The following is a 24,306-nucleotide window of genomic DNA, read 5'->3' as shown; positions in this document are numbered from 1 at the left end:
GTTGTTGATCCGCAACGGATTCGAGACCTCGGCGTCGCAGAATTCGGTGTTTGCAGCCGATACGCTCGGCGTCCGTGCGAAAACCCTTGGCGGCCTTGTTGACCGCGCTCGCGTTGGCGGCCGCCTCGGTAGCCGCACCGAGCGCGTCCGCTGAGCCTGCGGCCCAGCCGTCCGGGGCGGTCCCGCCGCCCGACGGTCCCGCCCAAGCGTGGCTGTTGGCCGATCTCGACTCCGGCCGCATCCTGGCTTCGAAGGACCCCTCCGCCCAGCACGCGCCCGCCAGCACCATCAAGCCGTTGCTCGCGATGGTGGTGCTAGATCACCTGCGGCCCGACAACTTCGCACGCGCCAACCAGTCGCACACCGAGGTGGAGTGCTCGTGCGTCGGGCTGAAGCCCGGCCAGGCCTACACCACCCGCCAGCTGCTCGAGGCGCTGCTGATGGTCTCGGGCAACGACGCCGCCAACATGCTGGCCGACATGCTCGGCGGCCAGCGCGTCGCGGTCGCGGCGATGAACCGCAAGGCCGCCGCCGTCGGGGCACGCGGCACCAGGGCGTCGTCGCCGTCCGGTCTCGACGGGCCGGGCTGGGAGTCCATCACCACGCCGTACGACCTGGCGATGATCTACCGCACCGCGCTGCGGTATCCGCTGATCGCGCAGATCATGGCGCAGCGCTCAGCGCAGTTCCCCGGCAAGACGATCACCAACCAGAACGAACTGCTGACCCGCTATCCCGGCACCTTCGCCGGCAAGACCGGGTTCACGAACCTGGCCCGGCACACCTACGTCGCCGCCGCCCAGCGCGGCAACCGGCGGCTCATCGTCGTCGAGATGTACGGCCAGGGCGACCTGTACGGGCAGGCGATGGCGCTGTTCGACTGGGGCTTCGCGCAGCCCTGATCACTTCCCGGCGGACTCGGGCCGCGGCGGGCAGGCCGCATGGTCCTGCAGGTCCTCCCCGGAGCCGCTGCCCGGGCGGGCGCCGTCGAAGTGTCCGTCGAGCAGGATGAACCGCTCGGCGCCGTCGGCGGCGGTGCCGCCGACCACCACCAGGGTCTGCTGCCCCATGTCCTGCCCGGGAGTCAGGCCGTCGGCGAGCAACCGGAACGGGTTCACTGTGAGTTCGGCGCCCGGCACGGCCATGGCCCGATACGGCTGACCGGCCAGCAGAACCGGAAACGGCGTCCACGTCGGGCCGATGTCGTCGGCGTGGGCGGCCAACGCGTCGTGAACGTCGGCGCGCACGCAGTCGATGTGGATGTGCAGCTGGTTCTGCGTGCGCGTGGCGGCCGAGTTGACGGCCAGGCTGAGCCAGTCGCGGGGCAGCTCGCGGCCCGCGCGTTCTTCGACGAAGGTCCTGGCGCGCCACGCATCGGCGAAGTAGTTGGGCGCGTCGGGGGTCAGGATCTGCGGGTCCTCGATGCCGGTGATGCGGGCGGTCGGGATGAGCAGGTACTGGGTGGCGCCCACGATGTCCTTCAGGACCGCGTAGGTGCCTGTCACCAGCGCGCACGGGGCGGGGTCGGCGTGCTGCCGCTGATCGGGCACGCATTGGCCGGCCACGATGCTCCACAGCGCGTTCGGGTCGGCGGCCGCCGGCGGGGCGGCGGCCACGAGCGCCAGCACGACGGCCAGCGCAGCCGCGAGGCGCCGGTGCCGGATATCAGTAGACGCGGCCACCCAGGATCACCAGCGCGGGATGCTCGATGACGCTTGCGCCGGTGCGCGGATCGTCGTGGTAGCAGACAAGATCCGCGGGCGCGCCGTGTTCGAGGCCGGGCCGTCGCAGCCATTGCCGAGCGGTCCAACTGGCCGCGCCCAGCGCCTGCGTCGGGGTCATCCCGATGCGCTTGAGGGCATCGATCTCGTCGCCGATGCGGCCGTGGGCCACCATGCTGCCTGCATCGGTGCCTGCGAAGATCGGCACGCCGGCTTCGCGGGCGGCGGCGATGCGCGGCAGGCTGCGCTCGTAAAGGTCGCGCATGTGGCGCTCGTAGATCGGGTACTTCGTCGCCGCGTCCGCGATGCCAGGGAAGTTCTCGATGTTGATCAGCGTCGGAACCAGCGCCGTGCCGTGTTCGACCATCATCTCGACGGTGTCGTCGGTCAGGCCGGTTCCGTGCTCGATGCAGTCGATGCCCGCCTCGATCAGGCCGGGCAGCGCGTCCTCGCTGAAGACGTGCGCGGTGACGCGGGCCCCTTCGGCGTGCGCGGCGGAGATGGCCGCTTTCAGCACGTCGTCGGACCACAGCGGGGCCAGGTCGCCGATCTGCCTGTCGATCCAGTCGCCGACGAGCTTGACCCAGCCGTCGCCGAGACGCGCCTGTTCGGCGACCGCGTCCGGCAACTGCGACTCGTCCTCCAGCTCGATCGCGAAACCGCGGTTGTAGCGCTTGGGCCGGGCCAGATGGCGGCCGTGCCGGATGATGCGCGGCAGATCGTCGCGGTCGTCGAGGGCGCGGGTGTCGATCGGCGAGCCGCAGTCGCGCAGCAGCAGCGCCCCGACACCGCGCTCGATCTCGGCCTGCTCGACGCAGTCGTCGAGGTTGTCGAGAGGGCCGTCGTCGCCGAGCCCGACGTGGCAGTGCGCGTCGACCAGTCCCGGCACGATCCAGCCGTCGTCGCCGTCGGCGCCGAAGACGGTTTCGGCACCCGCCACCGGCTCGGCGCTGAGCACTCCGTCGACGATCCACCACTGCACCGGCTGCTCGTCGGGCAGGCTCCTGCCCCGGATGTGCAGCCGCATCAGTTCTTCGGGAACTTCAGCTTCGACAGGTCGATGTCGGCGAGGCCGGGCGGCAGCTCGTCGAGACCCTTGGGCATGTTCGTCAGATTGGGGAAACCGGGCGGCATATCGGCCATGCCCGCGCCGAACGGGCTCTTCGCCTTCGGCTGCGTGGGACCACGACCCTTCTTGCCCTTCTGCCCCTTTTTCTTGTTCTTGCCACCCTTGCGTGCAGATCCCTTCCGGCCGAACGGCATTCCCATCTGACCGGCCATCTGCGACATCATCTTGCGGGCCTCGAAGAACCGGTCGACGAGCTGGTTGACCTCCGACACCGTCACACCGGAGCCGTTGGCGATGCGCAGCCGACGCGACGCGTTGATGATCTTGGGATCGGCGCGTTCCTCCGGCGTCATGCCGCGGATGATGGCCTGCACGCGGTCGAGCTGCTTGTCGTCGACGGCGGCCAGCGCGTCCTTCATCTGACCGGCGCCGGGCAGCATCCCGAGCAGGTTGCCGATCGGGCCCATCTTGCGGATGGCCAGCATTTGTTCGAGAAAGTCCTCGAGCGTCAGCTCACCCGTGCCGATCTTGGCGGCGGCCTCCTCGGCGCGCTGGGCGTCGAAGACCTGCTCGGCCTGCTCGATGAGGGTGAGCACGTCGCCCATACCGAGGATGCGGCTGGCCATCCGGTCGGGGTGGAAGACGTCGAAGTCGTCGAGCTTCTCGCCTGCCGACGCGAACAGGATCGGCACGCCGGTGACCTCGCGTACCGACAGCGCCGCGCCGCCGCGGGCGTCGCCGTCCAGCTTGGTCAGCACGACACCGGTGAACCCGACCCCTTCGCGGAACGCTTCCGCCGTGGTGACGGCGTCCTGGCCGATCATCGCGTCCACGACGAACAGCACTTCGTCGGGATCGACGGCGTCGCGGATCGCCGCGGCCTGCGCCATCAGTTCCTGGTCGATGCCGAGGCGGCCGGCGGTGTCGACGATGACGACGTCGAACAGCTTGGCTTTGGCCTCGGCCAGGCCGTCGGCGGCCACCTTGACCGGGTCGCCGGGGCCGACGTCGGCGGCTCCTTCGGCCGACGTGCCGGGATGCGGCGCGAAGACCTCGACGCCTGCCTGGGCGCCGACGATCTGCAGCTGGTTCACCGCGCCGGGGCGCTGCAGGTCGCACGCCACCAGCAACGGCGTATGCCCTTGTGCCTTAAGCCATTTGGCGAGTTTACCGGCCAAAGTGGTCTTACCGGAGCCCTGCAGACCCGCGAGCATGATCACCGTCGGCGGGGTCTTGGCGAACGCCAGCTGGCGGGTCTCACCGCCGAGGATGCCGATGAGTTCCTCGTTGACGATCTTGACGACCTGCTGGGCCGGGTTCAGCGCCGCCGACACCTCCGCGCCGCGGGCGCGCTCCTTGATACGCGCGACGAATGCGCGCACCACGGGCAGCGAGACGTCGGCCTCCAGCAGCGCCAGCCGGATCTCGCGGGTGGTCGCGTCGATGTCGGCGTCGGTCAGCCGCCCCTTGCCGCGCAGCCCCGACAGGACACCGGTGAGGCGGTCGGAGAGGGATTCAAACACGCAGCCCAGCCTAGCGGCCCGACGATCAAGCGGCGTGAGCCGCGTTGAGGAGGGCCGCCAAACGGATCTAGCTGGCTTCGGAGGCGGGTTTGGCGGGCGGCGGGGTGGGCAGCACCGCGTACAGGTCGCGTTCGAGCTCGTTGCGCAGCGCGCCGGCGGCCGTGTCGCTCGTGGGAACCGTGACGCCGAAGAGGTCGACGACCGACGAGCCGAGCGTGGTGACCTTGGCCCAGGCGATGTCCACCCCGTCGCGTTCGAACACCGCGGTCAGCCGCGCCAGCAGGCCGGACCGGTCGGTGGAGCGGATCTGCACCACCAGCTCACCCGGCTTGGCGCCGTCGGACCACAGGATGCGCGGCGGCGCGGGCGCGGGGTTGATCGGCACTGCCGCCAGCACCTCCCCCGCGCGTGCCGTGCCGTGCTGAGCGGCGTCCCTGTCGCGTTTGTCGAGCGACGACATCACGTCGAGGTCACCGTCGAGGGCCAGGATCAGCTGTTGGCGCAACAGCTCGGCGGCCGGCGGTGACCCGAAATGCGGTGACACGACGAAGGTGTTGATCGCGGCCCCGGCATGCCCATTGACGGAGGCGGAGTGCACGCGCAGCGAGTTCAGCGCCAGCACACCGGCCGCCTTGGACAACAGCCCGCGGCGATCGGGCGCGATCATGGTGACGTTGTAGATGTGCGGGCTGTCCCCCGGCGTCAGCTCGACATGCACCCCGACGTCTTCCGACGCGAGTGAAAGATAGCGCGGGTCAACGGGATCGGGGTGCGGCAGCTCCTCGCCGGCCATCACCAGCCGGCACCGTCGCACGAGATCGCCGATCAGCGACGCCTTCCAGTCGCCCCACACACCCGGCCCGGTCGCCAGCGAGTCGGCTTCGGCAAGCGCGTGCAACAACTCCAGCAGCACGGTGTCGCCGTCCAGCGTCTCGACCACCATCTCGATCGTCTTCGGGTCCTGCAGGTCGCGCCGCGTGGCGGTGTGCGGCAGCAGCAGGTGGTGGCGGACGACTTTGGCGAGCATGTCGATGTCGGAGGGCCACAACCCCAGCCGAGTACCGATCTGGGCGGCCAGATCGGCGCCGATCTCACTGTGGTCGCCGCCCCTGCCCTTGCCGATGTCGTGGCACAGCGCCCCGAGCAGCAGCAGATCTGGCCGCGACACCCGAGTGGTCAATGAGCTTGCCCGCGAGACGGTTTCGGCCAAGTGCCGGTCGACGGTCCAGATGTGTACGACGTCGCGCGGCGGCAGATCGCGCACCGCGCCCCATTCCGGGAACAACCTGCCCCACAGACCGGTGCGGTCCAGCGCTTCGATGGTGACCACCGCGCTGGGCCCGGCGGCGAGCATCACCAGCAAGTCTTTGAGCGCCTGCGCGGGCCACGGCGTCCGCAGTTCGGGGGCGGACTCGCCGAGGCGGGCCAGGGTCGAAGCCGCCATCGGCAGGCCGGTGGTGGCCGACGCGGCGGCCACCCGCAGGATCAATCCGGGATCGCGCTCCGGACGCGCGTCGCGGGCCAGGATGACCTCTCCGCCGAACTCGATGACACCCTCGTCGAGCGGTCGGCGCACCGGTCGCCTGAAAGCAGCGAATCCCCTGCGCGGCAGCGCATTAGCCGCAGTTCGCAGCCCGGCGTCGACGTAGAAGCTGATGGTGCGGGCGGCGTCGGAGAGCGTGCGAGCCAGGTCGAACCGGTCGCCGATGCGCAGCGCCGCACCGATTTCGTCGGCGTGCTGGGCCAGCACCAAGTCGCGGCCGCGCCCGGAGATCCGGTGCAACTCGGTGCGCACATTGAGCAGCGCCAGATGCGCCTCGCCGAGCGTCTCGGTCGGTGAGGCCAGCGATCGGCTGGGATAGACGTCGGCGAGTTGGGCGATCGCCAACGCGTTGAGCAGCTGCACGTCGCGCAGGCCGCCGCGGCCGGTCTTGAGGTCGGGTTCTGCGCGGTGGGCGATCTCGCCGCTGCGCTGCCACCGCTGCTTGGTGTGTTCGACGAGTTCGTCGAAACGAGAGGCGATTCCGGTACGCCACTGCCGACGCGCGCCGCCGATCAACAGGTTCGACAGGTCGGCGTCGCCTGCGATGTGGCGCACCTCGAGCATCGCCAGACCCGCCGAGATGTCGTCGGCGGCGACCCGCAGCGCCTCAGGCACGGTACGCACGCTGTGGTCGAGCCGAATGTTGGCGTCCCACAACGGATACCACAGGTTCTCGGCGACCTCGCTGACGACGTCACTGGGCAGGTTGTCGTGCACCAGCATCAGGTCGAGGTCGGAGTAGGGCACCATCTCCCGTCGCCCCATGCCGCCGGTGGCGACGATCGCGAACCCGCTGGTCGGGGTGATGCCGATCTCGGTGGCCTTCGTCGCGAGCCAGAAGTCGTGCAGGTCGAGCAGCGCGTCGCGCAGCGCGGCGGCATCCAGATGGTGTGATCCCGACAGCAGCTTCTCGCAGGCCGTGCGCAGATCGATCGCGGCCCGAGACGACGCCGCCAGGGCCCCCGATGAAGAGGCCCTGGCGCCATCACGATTCTGCTTGGTCATGTCGAGTCCTCCCCCGGCCCTTTACCTTTCAACGCTAACGGTGAATTGGCCGGAAGGCGACTTCACGACGTGCGGGTCACAGTGCGTCGGCGCCCCGTTCGCCGGTGCGCACCCGCACGACGGTCTCGACAGGGCTCACCCACACCTTGCCGTCACCGATCTTGCCGGTCCGCGCCGCCTGCACGATCACGTCGACCACCTTGTCCACGGCGGTGTCCTCGACGATGACCTCGACGCGCACCTTCGGCACGAAGTCGACCGAGTACTCGGCACCGCGGTAAACCTCGGTGTGCCCCTTCTGGCGACCGTAGCCCTGGACCTCACTGACGGTCATCCCGAGGATTCCCGTCTGCTCCAGCCCCGTCTTGACGTCTTCGAGGGTGAATGGTTTGACGATCGCAGTAATCAGCTTCATTTAGTGGACCCCTTCCGATGAAATTCTTGCCGATTAGACGAGTTCGTAAGCCGTTTCGGCATGTTCGGTTTCATCGATGCCGGTGTCCTCGTCTTCTTCACTCACGCGCCAGCCAAGGGGCTTCACGATGAAGGCGATGATCGCAGTCATGATTCCAGTGAACACCACTGCGACCACAGCGATCACCACCTGCACGACCAACTGCGCAATACCGCCGCCGGTGAAGAGGCCGGTATCGGTCGCGAAGAAGCCGATGCCGATTGTGCCCCACAGACCCGCGACAAGGTGCACACCGACGACGTCGAGGGAATCGTCATACCCGAATTTGTACTTCAGCCCGATCGCCAGCGCGGACAACACACCGGCGACGGCGCCGAGCACCAGGGACCAGATCGGGGTCAGGCTTCCGCACGCGGGCGTGATCGCGACCAGGCCGGCGACGATGCCCGAAGCGGCGCCGACGCTGGTGGCGTGGCCGTCACGGATGCGTTCCACCAGCAACCAGGCCAGCATGGCGGCCGCGGTGGCTGCGGTGGTGTTGACCCACACCTGACCGGCGAGCATGTCCGCCGCGCCCTCGGAGCCCACGTTGAAGCCGAACCACCCGAACCACAGGATCGCCGCGCCAAGCATCACGAACGGGATGTTGTGCGGCCGGTACGCCACCTTGCCGAACCCGGTGCGCTTGCCGATCAACAGCGCCAGAATCAGTGCCGCCATACCGGCGTTGATGTGCACGACGGTGCCGCCCGCGAAGTCGATCGGGGGCACGTTCGCGGCTTCGGCGTCGGCGTCGTAACCGAAAAGCCAGGAGGCGATGCTGTTCTCGGCACCGGAAAGCAGGCCGTTGCCCCAGACCATGTGGGAGAGCGGGAAGTAGACCAGAGTCACCCAGATGCCGCCGAACAGCAGCCACGTGCCGAACTTCATCCGCTCGGCGACCGCACCGCTGATCAGGGCCACGGTGATCACGGCGAACGTCAGCTGAAAGCCCACCCAGACGATCGCAGGCACCGTGCCGAATCCGCCGAGCACATAGAGCGTGTCGTCGCCCACCTCTTTGGTTTCGAGCAACTGGTGGACACCGAACAGCGAGAAGGGGTTGTCGAAGAACAGCCCGGGAGTGGCGTCGGTGTGCGCGGAGGAGAACGACATCGAGTAGCCCCACAGCACGTAGATGACGCTCACGACGCCGATCGAGCCGAACGACATCATCATCATGTTGAGAACCGACTTCTGCCGCGATAATCCGCCGTAGAAGAACGCCAGGCCCGGCGTCATGAACAACACCAGCGCCGCGGCCGTGAGAATCCAGGCGGTGTCGCCCGCACTCAAGCCGTCCGGCCCGAACGGTGCGAACGCATCGTCGGGCAAGGCTAGAGCCACGTCATGTAAGGCTTGAACCACTTTGTGTAAACCTCCTTGGGAAGTGTGCCGACAGGATCGGCCTCCCAGAGAGACTGTTCGTCTCGGGTTTCACCGGTGATTCTGTTGCGTTTCGGATAAGTGAACGGACGCGCCCGGATCGTTACGCTCGTGTTTCGCCACGGCCGACGAGCGGAAATGACGCGGTCGTGAAAGACTATGAGGTTCTTGGTGTTTTACCCGAGCAGGGCGTCGACGAACGCGGCGGGTTCGAACGGCGCGAGATCGTCGGGACCCTCGCCGAGCCCGACAAGTTTGACCGGCACACCCAATTCCTGTTGCACGCGGAAGACGATTCCGCCCTTAGCTGTGCCGTCGAGTTTGGTCAGCACCACCCCGGTGATGTCGACGACGTCAGCGAACACCCGCGCCTGTGCCAGACCGTTCTGCCCGATCGTCGCGTCGAGCACCAGCAGCACTTCGTCGACGGCGGCGCGGCGGCTGACGACCCGCTTCACCTTGCCCAGTTCGTCCATCAGGCCGGTCTTGGTGTGCAGGCGCCCGGCAGTGTCGATGAGCACGACGTCGGCGCCGTTGGCGATGCCCTTGTCGACGGCGTCGAAGGCCACCGACGCCGGATCGGCGCCCTCGGCGCCGCGGACCACCTCCGCGCCGACCCGCGACGCCCAGGCCTGCAGCTGATCGGCGGCCGCGGCGCGGAACGTGTCGGCGGCCCCGAGCACCACGCGGCGCCCGTCGGCCACCAGCACGCGGGCCAGCTTGCCGACCGTCGTGGTCTTGCCGGTGCCGTTGACGCCGACCACGAGCAGCACCGACGGGTGGTCATCATGCGGCAGCGCCCGCACGGAGCGGTCCAACTGCGGCTGCAATTCGGTGATCAGCACGTCGCGCAGCACTGCGCGGGCGTCGTCTTCGGTGCGCACCCGCCCGCTGGCCAGCCGCTCGCGAAGCGCGCCGACCACCGACTCGGTGACGACCGAGCCCAGGTCGGCGATCAGCAGCGTGTCCTCGACGGCTTCCCAGGAGTCTTCGTCGAGGTCGCCGCCGCCGAGTAGGCCCAGCATGCTCTTGCCGAGCGCGTTCTGGCTCTTGGCCAGCCGGCCGCGCAGCCGTTCCAGCCGGCCTTCCGTCGGGGCAATGTGATCGAGTTCGGGTGCAGGCGGCCCGGCCGGGGCCTCGGCAGGGGGCTCGATAGGCGCTTCGGCAGGTGCTGCGGCGGGCGCCTCGGGCTGCGCCTCCTCGACCTGCGGGGGCGCCGCCTCGACCTCGGGCGCTTTCTCCGGCGCTTCTGGGGCTTTCTCCGGCGCTGTCTCGGGCGCCGGCGCGGTGTCGACGACGGGCGGCTCGGGCAGACGAACGTCGGCGATCGGGCGTTTGGGGGCGTCGCGCGGGATGGTGGCGTCGTCACCGACGGCAGGCAGGCCGGTGGTGTCGAGCCGCTCGGGCGGCGCCGTCGGGGCCTGCAGCGGTGTCGGTGGGGCTTTCGGTGGGGCCTGCGGCGGTGCCGATGGTGGGGCCTGCGGCGGTGTCGGTGGGGCCTGCGGCGGTGCCGATGGTGGGGTGGCTGTCGGTGTCGACGATCTGCTGAATGTGATGCCAGAAGATGCGGTGTATCCCCCAGATCGGTCGATCTGTGTGGCAGTGTCTGTGCTGGTGGACGCGTCGAGTCTGATCTTGCGACGGCGGTATCGGACGAGGCCGATCACTACGACAGCAGCGACGACCAGAACGGCGATGACCGCAATTGCGATCCACAGACCCTCGGACACCATGCCATTGTCGCAATGTGGGTAATAGAGGCTGATGGCCCCTGCGACTAATGGGATGGAGTCCCGCAAGGCCAAGCACATCGACGTGTGCCTGACCGAAGCCGTGGATTACCAGACGGTGAGCACCGGCCTGGAGCGCTACCGGCTGCCCTATAACGCGCTGACCCAGACCAGCCTCGGCACCATCGACATCAGCGCCGAGTTTCTCGGCGTACGGCTGGCGGCGCCGGTGTTGATCGGCGCGATGACAGGCGGTGCCGAGCTTTCCGGTGTGATCAACCGCAACCTTGCCGCCGCCGCGCAGAAGCTCGGGCTCGGCATGATGCTCGGCTCGCAGCGCATCATGCTGGGCGACGATGTGGCTTCGACGAGCTTCGCGGTTCGCGATGTCGCGCCCGACGCACTGCTGATCGGCAACATCGGGCTGGCGCAGCTGACCGACGACCTGGTGCCCGAGCTCATCGAGGCGCTCGACAAGGTGGGCGCCAATGCGCTTGCGGTGCATACCAATCCGCTGCAGGAGGCCATGCAGCATCGCGGCGACACCGATTTCTCCGGCTCGGCCGCGCGGCTGCGCGACATCACGCGGTCGATCCGGTACCCGGTGATGCTCAAGGAGGTCGGCCACGGTATCGGCGCGGCCGCGGCCGCCGAACTGGTGGACTGCCCGATCGCGGCGGTCGACGTGGCCGGGGCAGGCGGCACGTCATGGGCGCGGGTCGAGCAGTACGTCCGCTACGGCGAGATCCGGTATCCGGCGCTGGCCGAGTGGGGCATTCCGACCGCGCAGGCGCTGCAGGAGGTGCGTAAGGCGCTGCCCGGCGTGCAACTGGTCGCCTCCGGCGGCATCCGCACCGGCATGGACGCCGCCAAGGCGCTGGCGATGGGCGCCGACGCGGTGGCGGTGGCCCGCCCGCTGCTCAAGCCCGCCATCGAATCGACTGCGGCCGTGTTCGATTGGCTGCAGAACTTCATCGCCGAGCTGCAGATCTGCCTGCACGGTTGCGGCGCCAAGAACCTCGCCGCCCTGCGCACCCTCCCCCTTTACGCCCAAACCGACAAATGGGCGCAAAAGTGCGAGTAGAAGGCGCCATTTCGTCGATCTCGGCGCGGCCGGCGCAGCCCGCGTCAACGTCGCGTCAGCTGGCGGTGACCAGCTCCTGGCCGCGCATGCGCTGCGAGATCACCGTCGTGATGCCGTCGTCGCGCATGGTCACGCCGTAGAGCGCGTCGGCGACCTCCATCGTCGGCTTCTGGTGGGTGATGACGATGAGCTGCGAGCGCTCGCGCAACTGCTCGAACAGCGCGATCAGCCGCCGCAGGTTGGCGTCGTCAAGCGCGGCTTCCACCTCGTCCATCACGTAGAACGGCGACGGGCGCGCACGGAAGATCGCCACCAGCATCGCCACCGCCGTCAGCGACTTCTCCCCGCCGGACAGCAGCGAGAGCCGCTTGATCTTCTTGCCAGGCGGCCGCGCCTCGACCTCGATGCCGGTGGTCAGCATGTCGTTGGGATCGGTGAGCAGCAGCCTGCCCTCGCCGCCGGGGAACAGCGTCGAAAACACTTGCGCAAACTCACGTTCCACGTCGACGAAGGCTTCGGTGAACACCTGCAGGATGCGGTTGTCGACGTCGGCGATGACATCGAGCAGGTCCTTGCGTGCGGCCTTCACGTCTTCCAGCTGGGTGGACAGGAAGTTGTAGCGCTCCTCCAGCGCGGCGAACTCCTCCAGTGCCAACGGGTTCACGCGACCGAGTTCGTTGAGTTCGCGCTCGGCCTTCTTCGCCCTGCGCTCCTGGGTGGGCCGGTCGAACGGCATCGGCGCGGGCGCGGTCACCTGCTCACCGCGTTCGCGGGCCTGCTCGTACTCGGCCATCTCCAGCTCCGAGGGCGGCAGCGGCACGTCGGGCCCGTACTCGGCGATCAGGTCGGCGGCCGACATGCCGAACTGGTCGAGCACCTGTTGTTCGAGCTGCTCGATCCGCAGTGCCGCTTGCGCTTTGGCGACCTCATCGCGGTGCAGCGCCTCGGTGATGCCCGCGATCTTGCTGTTGTATTCGGCCACCTGGTCGCGCACTTTCGCCAGCGCCTCGATGCGGTGGTGGCGCTCGCTGGCCAAGGCATCGCGGCGGCGCGACGCGACGGCCACCGCCGAGTGGAGCCGTCGGGCCAGTTCGCGGCCGGAGTCGGCGACGGCGGCCGCGACCGCCGCGGCGTGTTCGCGGGCCTCCCGCGCACGCTGCGCCCGCACCCGGGCCTCACGCTCGGCGGCCGCCGCTCGGCGCAGCGAATCCGCCCGCCCCCGAAGGGCATTCGCGCGCTCCTCGGCGGTGCGCACGGCCAGGCGGGCCTCCACCTCGGCGGCTCGGGCGGCCTCGGCGGCCGCGACCGTCTCCTGCCGGTCCGCCGGTGTCGAGTCGACCAGCGGGGCCTGTTCGGCGTTGTGCAGCCGCTGCTCCAGTTCGGCGAGCTCTTCGACCGTACGGGCCCGGCCTGCCTCGAGCTCGTCGCGCTGCCGGATGAGCCGCTGCCACTCCTCGTCGGCGGTGCGGGCCTCCTGGCCGAGCCGGCCCAGCTGCTCGTAGATCGCCGAGATCGCCGCGTCGGACTCGTTGAGCGCGGCCAACGCCTGTTCGGCGGCGTCCTGCCGGGACCTCTGCTCCTCCAGCGCTCCGGACAACGCGGCGCTGAGCTCGCTGACCTGCTTTTCGGCCTCGGCCAGCTCGGCGCGGGCCTTCTCCACCTCGGAGGTGACCTCGAGGGTGCTGGGCTTGCGGTCCGATCCGCCATTGACCCAGCCGGCGCCGACGAGATCGCCGTCGGCGGTGACGGCGCGCAGCTGCGGCCGCTGCGCGACGAGATCGAGCGCCGCTGACAAGTCGCGCACCACCGCGACACCCGACAGCATCGCGGTCAAGGCGCCGCGCAGCCGCCACGGCATGTCGACCAGATCGGTGGCCCACAGTGCGCCCTCGGGTGGCGGCCCGGACGGCGTCGGGGTGTCGGGCCAGTCGCCCAGCACGATCGCCGCGCGCCCGCCGTCGGACGCCTTCAGCGCCTGCACCGCCGCGCGGGCCGCGCCGAAGTTCTCGGCGGCGACGGCGTCGGCGGCCGCCCCCAGCACCGCCGCGATGGCGACCTCATAGCCGGGACGCACCTTGACCAGGTTGGCCAGCGACCCGAGAAGGCCTGCGCCGGAATGGTTTTTCTGCAGCCACGCCGCGCCGTCCTTGCGGTCGAGTCCGACAGAGAGGGCGTCGATGCGCGCGCGCAACGATGCGACACGGCGCTCGGCGCTGCGCTCGGCGGCCTGCAATTCGGCGACACGTTCGTCGGCGATCCGCAGCGCGGTCACGGTCCGGTCGTGGTGCTCGTCGAGGTTGACCTCGCCTGCGTCGAGTTCACCGACGCGGCTCTGCACCGTCTCGAATTCGGCCCTGGCCTGCTGCGCGCGGGTGCCGGCCTCCTCGATGTTCTGCGTCAGCCGGGCGACGGTCTCGTCGATGGACTCGACGCGGGTGCGCATGGTGTCGACCTGGCCGGCCAGCCGGGCCAGTCCCTCGCGGCGGTCGGCCTCGGCGCGCACTGCGGCCAGGTGTGCGCGTTCGGCCTCGGCCGCGATCCGTTCGCGTTCGGCCAGCTCGTCGCGCGCGGCCATCAGGCGTTCGCGGGACTCCTCCAGCTCGGCGAGCAGCTGCTGCTCCTGCGCGGCGACCTGCTCGGCCTCGGCCTCAAGCGCGTCGGGGTCGGCGCCGCTGGAGGTCTCCGGCTCGGTTTCCAGATGCTGCGCGCGCTCGCTGGCGATCCGCACCGTGGCGCTGACGCGTTCGGCAAGCGCCGACAGCCGAAACCAGCTCTGCTGGGCGGCCTCGGCGCGCTCGCTGAGCCCGGCGACGGCCGACTCGTGGGCGTCCAGCTCGACGGTGGCGGTCTCCAGCCGGGCGGTGATCTCGTCGTGCTCGCGGCGCAGCGCGGTCTCGGCCTGGTTGGTGTTCTCGAATTCGCTTCTGCGCGTGACGAGGTCGTCGGCGGCCAGCCGCAGGCGGGCGTCTCGCAGGTCGGCCTGGATGGTCTGGGCGCGCCGCGCCATCTCGGCTTGCCTGCCCAGCGGCTTGAGCTGTCGACGCAGTTCGGTGGTGAGGTCGGTCAGCCGGGCCAGGTTGGCCGACATCGCGTCGAGCTTGCGGACCGCCTTCTCCTTGCGCTTGCGGTGCTTGAGCACACCGGCGGCCTCCTCGATGAACGCCCGCCGGTCCTCGGGGCGGGATTCGAGGATCTCGGAGAGTTTGCCCTGCCCGACGATGACGTGCATCTCGCGGCCGATGCCCGAGTCGCTGAGCAGCTCCTGCACATCCATCAAACGGCAACTGCTGCCGTTGATCTCGTACTCGCTGCCGCCGTCGCGGAACATCCGCCGGGTGATCGAGACCTCGGAGTATTCGATGGCCAACGAGTTGTCGGAGTTGTCGATGGTGACGGTGACCTCGGCGCGGCCCAACGGCGGGCGCGACGACGTGCCCGCGAAGATGACGTCTTCCATCTTGCCGCCGCGCAGCGTCTTGGCCCCCTGCTCGCCCATCACCCAGGTGAGCGCGTCGACGACGTTCGACTTGCCCGAGCCGTTGGGCCCCACCACGCAGGTGATGCCCGGCTCGAAGCGCAGAGTCGTCGGCGAAGCAAAGGACTTGAAGCCCTTCAGCGTCAGACTCTTGAGGTGCACGATGGGCCACACTACAGCCGCGAGGGCTATCGCTCCGTGAAGCCGGTCATCGTTTCGCCAACTTCTGACCAATCGGCCACGACTTTGTCGACGCGACCCGGCGTTTTTCCGCTTTCCAGCAGGTCAAGCAGGCGCTGACAGGCGTCGCGGGGACCCTGGGCAACGACCTGGACACGCCCGTCCGGTTTGTTCGAGGCATACCCCGTCAGCCCCAGCTCCAAGGCCCGCGAACGGACCCACCACCGGAAACCGACCCCTTGCACGTACCCGTGCACCCATGCCGTCAGCCGGACGTCAGCTAACTCCTGCATCACTAACCTCAAACGTCACTTTGGTCCCGGACTTGAGGGTGCGGCCGACGGTGCAGGCCTGGTCGATTGCCCGCTCGACGACCGTCAGGACGCGCGCCACCTCATCCTCCGACAGCCCCGACAGGTCAAGCTCCATGCGCTCCTCCAGCAGCGCGTAGCGCTCCTGCTCGCGGTCGGCGGCGCCGGACACGCGGATCGTGGTGTCGTAGTCCTCGCCGAGACGGCGCTGCAGCGGAACGTCGCTGGCCATGCCGCTGCAGGCGGCGAGCGCGATCTTCATCAGTTCGCCGGGGGTGAAGACGCCCTCGACGTCCTCGCTGCCGACGAGCACCTCGGCGCCGCGTGAGCTGCGCCCGGTATAGCGGCGCACGCCGGTGCGCTCGACCCACAGTTCCGTCATGCCCTATTTCTACAACTTTCCGCGAAACGGCATTCCGGCAGAGGAAGTGCGAGAAATGGCCTGCGAGGATTCCGCCTCGCGAGGATTCCGCCTCGCGAAGGGTTACGCGGGCGCGCGGCGGCTTACACGCGCCGCGGGTTGCGCGACGCTACGCCCGGCGGATACGTGGTTTGGGTTGGCATTTCGGGCAGTAGAACGACGAGCGGTTCATGAACTTCTCCCGCCGCATCACCGCCCCGCAGCGCCGGCACGGCTCCCCTTCGCGGCCATAGGCATCCAGCGACCGCTCGAAGTAGCCCGATTCGCCGTTGACATTGACATAGAGCGAGTCGAACGACGTACCGCCTTGTCCCAACGCGTCGGTCATCACGTCTGTGGCGGCATCGAGCAGCGCGCCGAGCTGCTTGCGGGTCAGCGACGACGCCAGCTTGGCGCCGTTGATTCTGGCCCGCCACAACGCCTCGTCGGCGTAGATGTTGCCGATGCCCGACACCACGGTTTGGTCGAGCAGCTGACGCTTGATCTCAGAGTGCTTGCGCCGCAACACCGTAACGACGCCGTCGCGGTTGAACTTCGGATCCAGCGGGTCGCGCGCGATGTGTGAAACCGGTGCGGGCACATCCGTTCCGTCGACGGTGACCATGTCGGTGAGCATCCAGCCGCCGAACGTGCGCTGGTCGACGAAGGACAACGCGGTGCCGTCGTCGAGCAGCGTCGCGATCCGCAGATGACCCTCGTTGGGCACGTCGCCGAGCAGCATCTGCCCGCTCATGCCGAGATGCACCACCAACGCCGACCCGTCGCCGAGCGTCAGCCACAGGTACTTGCCGCGCCGGCCGGTTCCGGTGATGCGCGTATTCAGAAGGCGGGCAGTCAAATCCGCGGGCCCGGCCTCATGGCGACGGACGGCGCGCGGATGGTGCACCCGCACGGCGGTGATGGTTTTTCCCGCAACGTGCTCCTGCAGTCCCCGCCGAACGACCTCGACTTCGGGAAGTTCAGGCATCGACGTTGTCGGCCGACAGCGTCGTCCACGCCGCCGCGGCGGCCTTCAACTCCGCTTCCTTCTTGGTGCGGCCGACGCCCCTGCCGTACTCGGTGTTCGTCACGACGACGGTCGCGGTGAACTCCTTGTCGTGGTCCGGTCCCGTCGCGGTCACCACATAGGACGGCGCGCCCAAACCGCGCGCGGCCGTCAACTCCTGCAGGCTGCTCTTCCAGTCCAACCCGGCGCCGAGCGTCGGCGCCGTATCGATCAGAGTGCCGAACAGCCGCAGGATGACTTCGCGGGCGATCTCCACACCATGCTCGAGATAGATTGCGCCAAGCAAGGATTCGACACCGTCAGCGAGAATGCTCGACTTGTCGGCGCCACCGGAGTTCTCCTCGCCCTTGCCCAGCAGCAGATAGGCGCCAAGACCCTCATCGGTCAATCCGCGCCCGACGTCGGCGAGCGCCTGGGTGTTGACGATGCTGGCCCGCAGCTTGGCCAGATCACCTTCGGACCGATCGGGATGGCGGTGATAGAGCTCCTCGGTGATGACCAGACCCAGCACCGCGTCGCCCAAGAACTCCAGCCGCTCGTTGGTCGGCACGCCGCCGTTTTCGTAGGAGTAGCTGCGGTGGGTCAACGCCATCGTGAGCAGCTCGGCGGGCAGCTCCACGCCAAGGGCTTCGAGCAGCTCGGCAGCCTCCACCGTCACTTGTCGTCGGTCTCCAGCATCGAGGACAGCTTCGCCCAGCGGGGATCGATGCGCTCGTGATGATGCCCGGGTTCGGCCGTGGCCATCGGGGTGCCGCAGTCCGGGCACAGCCCTTGGCAGTCCGGGCCGCACAGCGGCGAGAACGGCAGGGCCAGCCCGACGGCGTCGACGATCGGCTGCTCGAGGTCGATGGTGTTGGGTTGGCCGCTGGCGCCGATGCGGCCGACCTCGTCGGCCTCGGTGGTCGCCTCGGTCGTGCTGTCCGGGTAGGCGAACAGCTCGGTCAGGTCGATGGTCAGATCGCCGCTGATCGCGGTGAGGCAGCGGGCGCACTCCCCCGCCGTCGGAGCCGTCGCCGTACCGGTGACCAGCACCCCCTCCGACACCGACTCCATCCGGAGATTCAGTTCCAGGGGTGCGCCTTTTTCGATCGCCATCAGTGCGACGCCCATACGCGACGGGCTGGGCACCGTTTCGTGAAAGGTAATCATCGATCCTGGCTGACGGCTCAGCCGGGCGATGTTGATCACGAGCGGCGAGCTGGAATGAGTGTGCATCGCCATACCTCGATGGTACGGCGGGGCCGCTCGCCGGAATGCGCGACGGTCAGCGCGTCACGTAGTCGTGTGTGCCCGCCGCGGTGCGCAACTGGTGACGGCCGCGACCCACCGAGCGCAGGGTGCCGTTGAGGAACTCTTCGAACTCGGCGAGCTTGCTGTCGACGTAGATGTCGCATTCGCCGCGCAGCCGGTCGGCTTCGGCGTGCGCCGCGTCGATCAGCCGGGTGGCCTCGGCCTGTGCGGCCGCCACAATCTCGGTCTGCGACACCAGGCGCTGCTGCTCCTTGATGCCCTCCTGCACGGCCTTCTCGTAGGAGAGATTGCCGCTTTCGATCAGGCGGTCCGCCTCGGCCTTCGCCCGTCCGGTGCTGGCCTCGTACTCGCGCTTGGCCGTGGCGCTGAGGCGGGCGGCCTCGTCGCGGGCCTCGGCCACCATGCGCTCGCTGTGCTGGCGGGCCTCGGCGACCATGCGGTCGGCCTGCGCCTTCGCGTCGGCGAGCAACCGGTCGGCCTCGGTGCGGGCGTGGTTGAGCATCGACTCGGCTTCCGCGCTGGCGGTCGCCACCATCGACGACGAGTGCTCCTTGGCCTCGTTGAGCAGCTGGTCGCGGGCGTCGAGCACGTCCTGGGCGTCGTCGAGTTCGCCCGGAATCGCGTCCTTGATGTCGTCGATGAGCTCCAGCACGTCGCCACGGGGCACGACGCAGCCGGCCGTCATGGGCACGCCGCGGGCTTCTTCAACGATCGCACCCAGCTCGTCGAGCGCTTCAAATACTCGGTACACGGCACACCCCTCCAGGCGTAGTTGTTCGCGTTACTAGTGTGCCTGGTGTTACGCCTGTGACTACGCTAGCTGCTCCGGTGTGTCGCCCGTCGTCACCAGCGGCCCACCCCAGGCCCGCACAACTCTCGGCTGACTTGTTTGGGCAACATTATGTCAACGGCCGGACATTTCGCCTATCGGGCCTATGCGCACGCTAAACAAACGAAGACCGCCCGAACATCTCGCCGGGCGGTCTTTGTCTGTGCAAATAAATCTACCGGTCAGGAAACGGCGCCCTTGATCACGTCGCGGGCCCGGTCCAGCATCGATGCAAACGGCCCGACGGCGAAATTCAGCTTGGCCGACTCCACACCGGCGTGCGGGCGCGTCGGGGCGATAGCCTCGGCGGCCTGAACCGCCTTGGCCATCCGACCGAGGTCATCGGAGTTCAGCTGGCTCGCCAGCTTGTTGAATTCCTCGGTTTCCTCGTGGTCGGCGTGCTCAATGACCGCGTCGCGGAATTTCGTGAGCTCGAAGATGAACTCCTTCGAGCCGATGTCCATGCCCTCCAGCTTGGACAGCTGCTTTTTGGCTTCGTTCTCTTCTGCCAGCCGGGCATCGACAATGGCGTCGCCCCCGTCGATTTCGTGGCGGGCGCGTGGATGCACCACCATTTCCTCGGCGGTCTCATGCACGGCAAGCAACTGGCGCAATTGGGTGAATGCTTTGTCGCGGGCTTCGTCGCTCGACGCGGACAGCACTTCTTCGAAAAGGTCTTTGATCAGATTGTGTTGGTCGGTAAGGAATTTCACGACATCATCGGTCGACTGCACAAATGTTTGAACCACGGCGAATACCTCCGGTCCGTTTTCGGGTAGGTTCTGGCGCGAATGGGCTGTGCGCTATTCGCTAACTACCCGCAGACAGCGAAGATCAACCCTTCAGCTTCTCCTGCAGCCGCCGGTTGACCGGCTCAGGCAGCAGGTCAGCGACATCGCCGCCGAGCGACGCCACCTCTTTGGCCAGCGACGACGAGACGAACGAGTACTGCGGTTTGGTCGCGACGAAGAAGGTGTCGACACCGGCGATGTGCTTGTTCATCTGCGCCATCTGCAACTCGTACTCGAAGTCGGTGCCGGTGCGCAGACCCTTGACGATCGCGGTCAGGCCGCGGGCCTTGACGAAGTCGACCACCAGGCCCTGGCCCGACTCCACCCGCAGATTGGGCAGGTGGCTCGTCGACTCCTCGATCATCGCGATCCGTTCGTCGAGGTCGAACATCCCCTTCTTGTTGGGGTTGATCAAAACGGCGACGATGAGCTGGTCGAACTGAGCCGCCGCGCGCTCGAAGATGTCGATGTGGCCGAGGGTCACGGGATCGAACGATCCCGGGCATACCGCGCCGCTCATGGTGCACGACGCTATCAGGGCAGCTCAGCTCCGCAGGGCGCCGCGCTGGCGTCGGCTTCGACTCCCCCGACGACGGCCATTTCCAGACGGGTGTCGCCGTAGCGGCGGGCCGGCCACTGCTGCCAGCCGACCGGCCAGCGCAATTCGGGCCCCGAGGCGCCGCGTTCGACGACGACGACGGTGCCGACGCGCGTCCAACCGCGGGTGGCCAGCGCCGACAGCATCTCGTCGAGGTCGGACTCGCCGACGCCGTAGTGCGGGTCGGCCAACACCAGGTCGACGGGTTCGTCCGCACCAGCAGCCAGCACGGCGGCCACCGTGCCGCGCCGCACCTTCGCGCCCTCGACGCCGAGTGTCTTGATGTTCTGCTCGAGCACCGCGGCCGCGCGGTGGTCGGATTCGACGAACAGCGCCGTGCGGGCCCCGCGGGACAACGCCTCGAGACCCAGCGCGCCCGAGCCGGCATACAGGTCGAGCACCGCGGCGTCGTCGAGGTCGATGCGGGCGGTCAGCACATTGAACAGCGCTTCGCGCACGCGGTCGGTGGTGGGACGCGTGCCGCGGGCCGGGACCGCGATCCGCCGCCCGCCGAGGCTGCCTGCGACGATGCGGGTCAGCTGACCACCACCAGGAGGTCACCGCCTTCGACCTGCGCGGTCTGCGACACGGCGATCCGGCTGACGGTGCCCGCCTTGGGCGCGGTGATCGCGGCCTCCATCTTCATCGCCTCGATGGTGGCGATGGTCTGGCCTGCCTCCACCTTGTCGCCGTCAGCGACCGCGACCGTGACCACGCCGGCGAACGGCGCAGCGACATGGTCGGGGTTGTTGCGGTCGGCCTTCTCCGCGGCGGGCACCTCGCTGGCGATGCTGCGGTCGCGAACCAGAACCGGGCGCAGTTGGCCGTTAAGGATGCACATCACCGTGCGCATGCCGCGGTCGTCGGGCTCGGAGATCGCCTCCAACCCGATCAAAAGCTCAACGCCGCGTTCGAGTTTCACACGGTGCTCGTCGCCGCGGCGCAAACCGTAGAAGAACTGGTTCGCCGAAAGGCTCGAGGTGTCGCCGTACTGATCGCGGTGGGCCTCGAATTCCTTTGTCGGACCGGGGAACAGCAGCCGGTTGAGGTGCGCCTGACGTTTCGGACCCGCCAGCGCGAGCGCCGCCTCGTCTTCGGGGGTGAGCTCTCGGGTGGGCTTGGCGGGCGGACGACCGGCGAGCGCCTTGGTGCGCAACGGTTCCGGCCAGCCACCCGGCGGGTCACCCAACTCGCCGCGCAGGAATTCGATGACCGAGTCGGGTATGTCGAATCGCGATGGGTCCGAAGCGAATTCGTCGGCGGTCACACCGGCTCCGACCAACGCCAACGCCAGATCGCCCACCACCTTCGACGACGGCGTCACCTTCACCAGCCTGCCGAGGATACGGTCGGCGGCCGCGTAGTTCTCCTCGATCTCCTCGAAGCGGTCGCCCAGCCCGAGTGCGATCGCCTGCTGGCGCAGGTTCGACAGCTGACCGCCGGGGATCTCGTGGTGATACACCCGGCCTGTGGGCGCAGGAAGGCCAGACTCGAACGGCGCGTACACCTTTCGCAGTGCTTCCCAGTACGGCTCGAGTGCGCACACGGCGTCCAGCGACAGCCCGGTGTCGTATTCGGTGTGCGCGGTGGCGGCGACGATCGAACTCAGCGCGGGTTGGCTGGTGGTGCCTGCCAGCGGCGCGGAGGCGCCGTCGACCGCGCTGGCGCCGGCCTGCCACGCCGCCAGATAAGTCGCGAGCTGCCCGCCGGGAGTGTCGTGGGTATGCACGTGCACCGGCAGGTCGAATCGACTGCGCAACGCGCCGACCAACGTCGCGGCCGCCTGCGGCCGCAGCAGCCCCGCCATGTCCTTGATCGCCAGCACGTGCGCGCCCGCGTCGACGATCTGCTCGGCGAGCTTGAGGTAATAGTCGAGCGTGTAGAGGTTTTCGCCGGGATCGGACAGATCGCCGGTGTAGCTCATCGCGACTTCGGCTATCGCACCGCCGGTTTCACGCACGGCATCGATCGCCGGCCGCATCGACTCGACGTTGTTCAGCGCATCGAAGATGCGGTAGATGTCGATGCCGGTGGCCGTGGCCTCCTCGATGAACGCCTTGGTGACCAGTTCCGGATACGGGGTGTAGCCGACGGTGTTGCGGCCCCGCAGCAGCATCTGCAGGCAGATGTTGGGGATCGCCTCCCGCAGCGCGGCCAGCCGCTCCCACGGGTCTTCTTTCAAGAATCGCAGTGCCACATCGTAAGTCGCGCCGCCCCAGCATTCGATCGACAGCAGCTGCGGCGTCATCCTCGCGATGTATGGCGCCACCATCAACAGCCCATTGGTGCGTACCCGCGTCGCCAGCAGCGACTGATGCGCATCGCGGAAGGTGGTGTCGGTGACACCGACGGGCTTGGATTCCCGCAGCCACCGCGCGAATCCTTCCGGGCCCAGTTCGGTCAGCAGTTGCTTGCTGCCCTGCGGCGCCGGCGCCTCCAGGTCGATGTCGGGAAGCTTGTCCTGCGGGTACACCGTCGACGGGCGCGGACCGTGCGGCTGATTCACCGTGACATCGGCCAGGTAGTTGAGGATCTTGGTGCCGCGGTCGGCCGGCGTGCGGGCGGTCAGCAGGTAGGGCCGCTCCTCGATGAACGAGGTGTTGATCCGCCCGGCCCGGAAGTCGGGATCGTTCACGACGGCCATCAGGAACGGGATGTTGGTCGACACGCCGCGAATCCTGAACTCCGCCAAGGCCCGTCGAGCGCGCGCGATCGCCGCGGAGAGGTCGCGGCCACGGCAGGTCAGCTTCACCAGCATCGAGTCGAAGTGCGCGCTGATTTCGGCGCCGAGGTTCGTTCCGCCGTCCAACCGGATACCGGCACCACCCGGCGACCGGTACGCCGTGATGCGCCCGGTGTCGGGCCGGAACCCGTTGGCGGGGTCCTCGGTCGTGATGCGGCACTGCATGGCGGCGCCGTGCAGCTGCAGCGTGTCCTGGCTGAGCCCGAGCTGCTCGAGGGTCTCCCCGTCGGCGATCCGCATCTGGCTGGCGACCAGGTCGACGTCGGTGATCTCCTCGGTGACGGTGTGCTCCACCTGAATTCGAGGATTCATCTCGATGAAGACGTGCTGGCCACGCTCGTCGACGAGGAACTCCACGGTGCCCGCGTAGGAATAGTCGATCTGGCGGGCGAACGCGACCGCGTCGGCGCAGATCTTCTGCCGGATCTCGTGGGGCAGGTTCGGCGCGGGCGCCAGCTCGATGACCTTCTGGTGGCGTCGCTGCACACTGCAGTCACGCTCGAACAGGTGCATCACGTTGCCGTGGCGGTCGGCCAGGATCTGCACCTCGATGTGGCGCGGATTCAGTACGGCCTGCTCGAGATAGACCGTCGGGTCGCCGAACGCCGACTCGGCCTCGCGGCTGGCCGCCTCGATCGCCTCGGCCAGGGCTGACGGCTCGCTCACCCGCCGCATCCCGCGGCCGCCGCCACCGGAGACGGCCTTGACGAACAGCGGGAACTCCATGTTCTCGGCGGCGACGACCAGTTCGTCCACCGACGCCGAGGGCTCCGACGACACCAACACCGGTAGACCCGCGGCGCGCGCCGCCTCGATGGCGCGGGCCTTATTGCCTGTCAGCGCAAGGACATCGGCGCCCGGCCCGACGAACGTGATCCCGGCCTCCGCGCATGCCGCGGCCAAATCGGGGTTCTCCGAGAGGAATCCGTATCCGGGGTACACCGCGTCGCACCCGGCCTGCTTGGCGACGCGGATGATCTCGGACACCGACAGATAGGCCCGTACCGGGTGTCCCGTCTCACCGATCTGGTAGGACTCGTCGGCCTTCAACCGGTGCTGAGAATTGCGGTCCTCGTACGGATACACCGCGACGGTGGTGATCCCCATCTCGTATGCGGCGCGAAACGCCCGGATGGCGATCTCGCCACGGTTGGCCACCAGGATCTTGGAAATCACCCGGATAACC

Annotated in this window: 20 protein-coding genes; 2 read left to right on the top strand and 18 right to left on the bottom strand. The window is 68.4% G+C overall.

The features are described from left to right. Nucleotides 1-74 precede the first annotated feature (74 nt). Nucleotides 75-902 carry a D-alanyl-D-alanine carboxypeptidase family protein gene (locus CQY20_RS03855; RefSeq protein ID WP_097938333.1) on the top strand — a complete coding sequence of 276 codons (828 nt, stop codon included), beginning with the start codon at nt 75-77 and terminating at the stop codon, nt 900-902. Here CQY20_RS03855 and CQY20_RS03850 read toward each other — a convergent pair whose 3' ends face one another. The 7 genes from CQY20_RS03850 to ftsY all read right to left on the bottom strand — a co-directional run bounded on the left by CQY20_RS03850 (nt 903) and on the right by ftsY (nt 10,434). Next, a complete protein-coding gene (locus CQY20_RS03850; RefSeq protein WP_234816086.1) occupies nt 903-1,682 on the bottom strand; it encodes a CDP-diacylglycerol diphosphatase in 780 nt (259 codons plus the stop codon). Continuing rightward, entirely contained in the window at nt 1,666-2,748 is a 1,083-nt protein-coding gene (locus CQY20_RS03845; protein ID WP_097938332.1) for a metal-dependent hydrolase family protein, read from the bottom strand. The genes CQY20_RS03850 and CQY20_RS03845 overlap by 17 nt, the downstream gene beginning before the upstream one ends. Next, the gene (gene ffh / locus CQY20_RS03840) at nt 2,748-4,313 is read right to left on the bottom strand and encodes a signal recognition particle protein (RefSeq protein ID WP_097938331.1); all 1,566 of its coding nucleotides are present in this window, start codon (nt 4,311-4,313) and stop codon (nt 2,748-2,750) included. Before ffh ends, CQY20_RS03845 begins: the two co-directional genes overlap by 1 nt. Before the next feature lie 67 nt (nt 4,314-4,380). After that, nucleotides 4,381-6,861 (bottom strand): [protein-PII] uridylyltransferase, encoded by a 2,481-nt coding sequence (locus CQY20_RS03835; RefSeq protein WP_097938330.1) that lies wholly within the window; start codon nt 6,859-6,861, stop codon nt 4,381-4,383. 76 nt (nt 6,862-6,937) lie between these two features. Then, nucleotides 6,938-7,276 (bottom strand): P-II family nitrogen regulator, encoded by a 339-nt coding sequence (locus CQY20_RS03830; RefSeq protein ID WP_097938329.1) that lies wholly within the window; start codon nt 7,274-7,276, stop codon nt 6,938-6,940. A gap of 33 nt (nt 7,277-7,309) precedes the next feature. Then, entirely contained in the window at nt 7,310-8,662 is a 1,353-nt protein-coding gene (locus CQY20_RS03825) for an ammonium transporter (RefSeq protein WP_097938328.1), read from the bottom strand. A gap of 215 nt (nt 8,663-8,877) precedes the next feature. Then, nucleotides 8,878-10,434, bottom strand: coding sequence for a signal recognition particle-docking protein FtsY (gene ftsY, locus CQY20_RS03820; protein WP_097938327.1), 1,557 nt, complete (start codon nt 10,432-10,434; stop codon nt 8,878-8,880). Between the two features lie 31 nt (nt 10,435-10,465). Between ftsY and fni the strand changes: the two genes are divergently transcribed. Continuing rightward, complete coding sequence (fni, locus tag CQY20_RS03815; protein ID WP_097938326.1) at nt 10,466-11,515, top strand: type 2 isopentenyl-diphosphate Delta-isomerase; 1,050 nt, start codon at nt 10,466-10,468, stop codon at nt 11,513-11,515. 55 nt (nt 11,516-11,570) lie between these two features. Here the strand turns inward: fni and smc are convergent, their stop codons facing one another. The 11 genes from smc to CQY20_RS03760 form a co-directional block, all read right to left on the bottom strand. Then, nucleotides 11,571-15,152 carry a chromosome segregation protein SMC gene (gene smc, locus CQY20_RS03810; RefSeq protein WP_097938394.1) on the bottom strand — a complete coding sequence of 1,194 codons (3,582 nt, stop codon included), beginning with the start codon at nt 15,150-15,152 and terminating at the stop codon, nt 11,571-11,573. A gap of 26 nt (nt 15,153-15,178) precedes the next feature. Then, complete coding sequence (locus CQY20_RS03805; protein WP_097938325.1) at nt 15,179-15,463, bottom strand: acylphosphatase; 285 nt, start codon at nt 15,461-15,463, stop codon at nt 15,179-15,181. Continuing rightward, complete coding sequence (locus tag CQY20_RS03800) at nt 15,447-15,863, bottom strand: OsmC family protein (RefSeq protein WP_097938324.1); 417 nt, start codon at nt 15,861-15,863, stop codon at nt 15,447-15,449. The genes CQY20_RS03805 and CQY20_RS03800 overlap by 17 nt, the downstream gene beginning before the upstream one ends. Nucleotides 15,864-16,011: 148 nt before the next feature. Next, nucleotides 16,012-16,869, bottom strand: a complete 858-nt coding sequence (gene mutM / locus CQY20_RS03795) for a DNA-formamidopyrimidine glycosylase (protein ID WP_097938323.1) — start codon at nt 16,867-16,869, stop codon at nt 16,012-16,014. Next, nucleotides 16,862-17,566 (bottom strand): ribonuclease III, encoded by a 705-nt coding sequence (gene rnc / locus CQY20_RS03790; RefSeq protein WP_097938322.1) that lies wholly within the window; start codon nt 17,564-17,566, stop codon nt 16,862-16,864. Before rnc ends, mutM begins: the two co-directional genes overlap by 8 nt. After that, on the bottom strand, nt 17,563-18,129 hold the full coding sequence (locus CQY20_RS03785; RefSeq protein ID WP_097938321.1) for a YceD family protein: 567 nt from the start codon (nt 18,127-18,129) through the stop codon (nt 17,563-17,565). Before CQY20_RS03785 ends, rnc begins: the two co-directional genes overlap by 4 nt. Before the next feature lie 43 nt (nt 18,130-18,172). Beyond that, on the bottom strand, nt 18,173-18,910 hold the full coding sequence (sepIVA, locus tag CQY20_RS03780; RefSeq protein WP_097938320.1) for a cell division protein SepIVA: 738 nt from the start codon (nt 18,908-18,910) through the stop codon (nt 18,173-18,175). A 260-nt stretch (nt 18,911-19,170) separates the two neighbouring features. Continuing rightward, the gene (locus tag CQY20_RS03775) at nt 19,171-19,737 is read right to left on the bottom strand and encodes a hemerythrin domain-containing protein (RefSeq protein WP_097938319.1); all 567 of its coding nucleotides are present in this window, start codon (nt 19,735-19,737) and stop codon (nt 19,171-19,173) included. Nucleotides 19,738-19,822: 85 nt separating this feature from the next. Then, on the bottom strand, nt 19,823-20,299 hold the full coding sequence (gene coaD / locus CQY20_RS03770) for a pantetheine-phosphate adenylyltransferase (protein WP_097938318.1): 477 nt from the start codon (nt 20,297-20,299) through the stop codon (nt 19,823-19,825). A gap of 14 nt (nt 20,300-20,313) precedes the next feature. Further along, nucleotides 20,314-20,916, bottom strand: coding sequence for a 16S rRNA (guanine(966)-N(2))-methyltransferase RsmD (gene rsmD, locus CQY20_RS03765; protein ID WP_097938317.1), 603 nt, complete (start codon nt 20,914-20,916; stop codon nt 20,314-20,316). Beyond that, nucleotides 20,913-24,296 carry a pyruvate carboxylase gene (locus CQY20_RS03760; RefSeq protein WP_097938316.1) on the bottom strand — a complete coding sequence of 1,128 codons (3,384 nt, stop codon included), beginning with the start codon at nt 24,294-24,296 and terminating at the stop codon, nt 20,913-20,915. The genes rsmD and CQY20_RS03760 overlap by 4 nt, the downstream gene beginning before the upstream one ends. Between the last annotated feature and the right edge of the window lie 10 nt (nt 24,297-24,306).

The organism is Mycolicibacterium agri, assembly GCF_002553505.1.
Classification (GTDB): Bacteria; Actinomycetota; Actinomycetes; order Mycobacteriales; family Mycobacteriaceae; genus Mycobacterium; species Mycobacterium agri.
The sequence above is the reverse complement of the archived record's forward strand: the minus strand, read 5'-3'. Positions and strand labels throughout refer to the sequence as shown.

Excerpts from the sequence above, each read along its gene's own strand:
- CQY20_RS03830 (WP_097938329.1), bottom strand. The coding sequence starts at position 7,276 with ATGAAGCTGATTACTGCGATCGTCAAACCATTCACCCTCGAAGACGTC.
- coaD (WP_097938318.1), bottom strand. The coding sequence starts at position 20,299 with ATGAGCGGCGCGGTATGCCCGGGATCGTTCGATCCCGTGACCCTCGGC.
- CQY20_RS03785 (WP_097938321.1), bottom strand. The coding sequence starts at position 18,129 with ATGGCGATGCACACTCATTCCAGCTCGCCGCTCGTGATCAACATCGCC.
- ftsY (WP_097938327.1), bottom strand. The coding sequence starts at position 10,434 with ATGGTGTCCGAGGGTCTGTGGATCGCAATTGCGGTCATCGCCGTTCTG.
- fni (WP_097938326.1), top strand. The coding sequence starts at position 10,466 with ATGGCCCCTGCGACTAATGGGATGGAGTCCCGCAAGGCCAAGCACATC.
- CQY20_RS03835 (WP_097938330.1), bottom strand. The coding sequence starts at position 6,861 with ATGACCAAGCAGAATCGTGATGGCGCCAGGGCCTCTTCATCGGGGGCC.
- CQY20_RS03800 (WP_097938324.1), bottom strand. The coding sequence starts at position 15,863 with ATGACGGAACTGTGGGTCGAGCGCACCGGCGTGCGCCGCTATACCGGG.
- CQY20_RS03805 (WP_097938325.1), bottom strand. The coding sequence starts at position 15,463 with ATGCAGGAGTTAGCTGACGTCCGGCTGACGGCATGGGTGCACGGGTAC.
- CQY20_RS03845 (WP_097938332.1), bottom strand. The coding sequence starts at position 2,748 with ATGCGGCTGCACATCCGGGGCAGGAGCCTGCCCGACGAGCAGCCGGTG.
- mutM (WP_097938323.1), bottom strand. The coding sequence starts at position 16,869 with ATGCCTGAACTTCCCGAAGTCGAGGTCGTTCGGCGGGGACTGCAGGAG.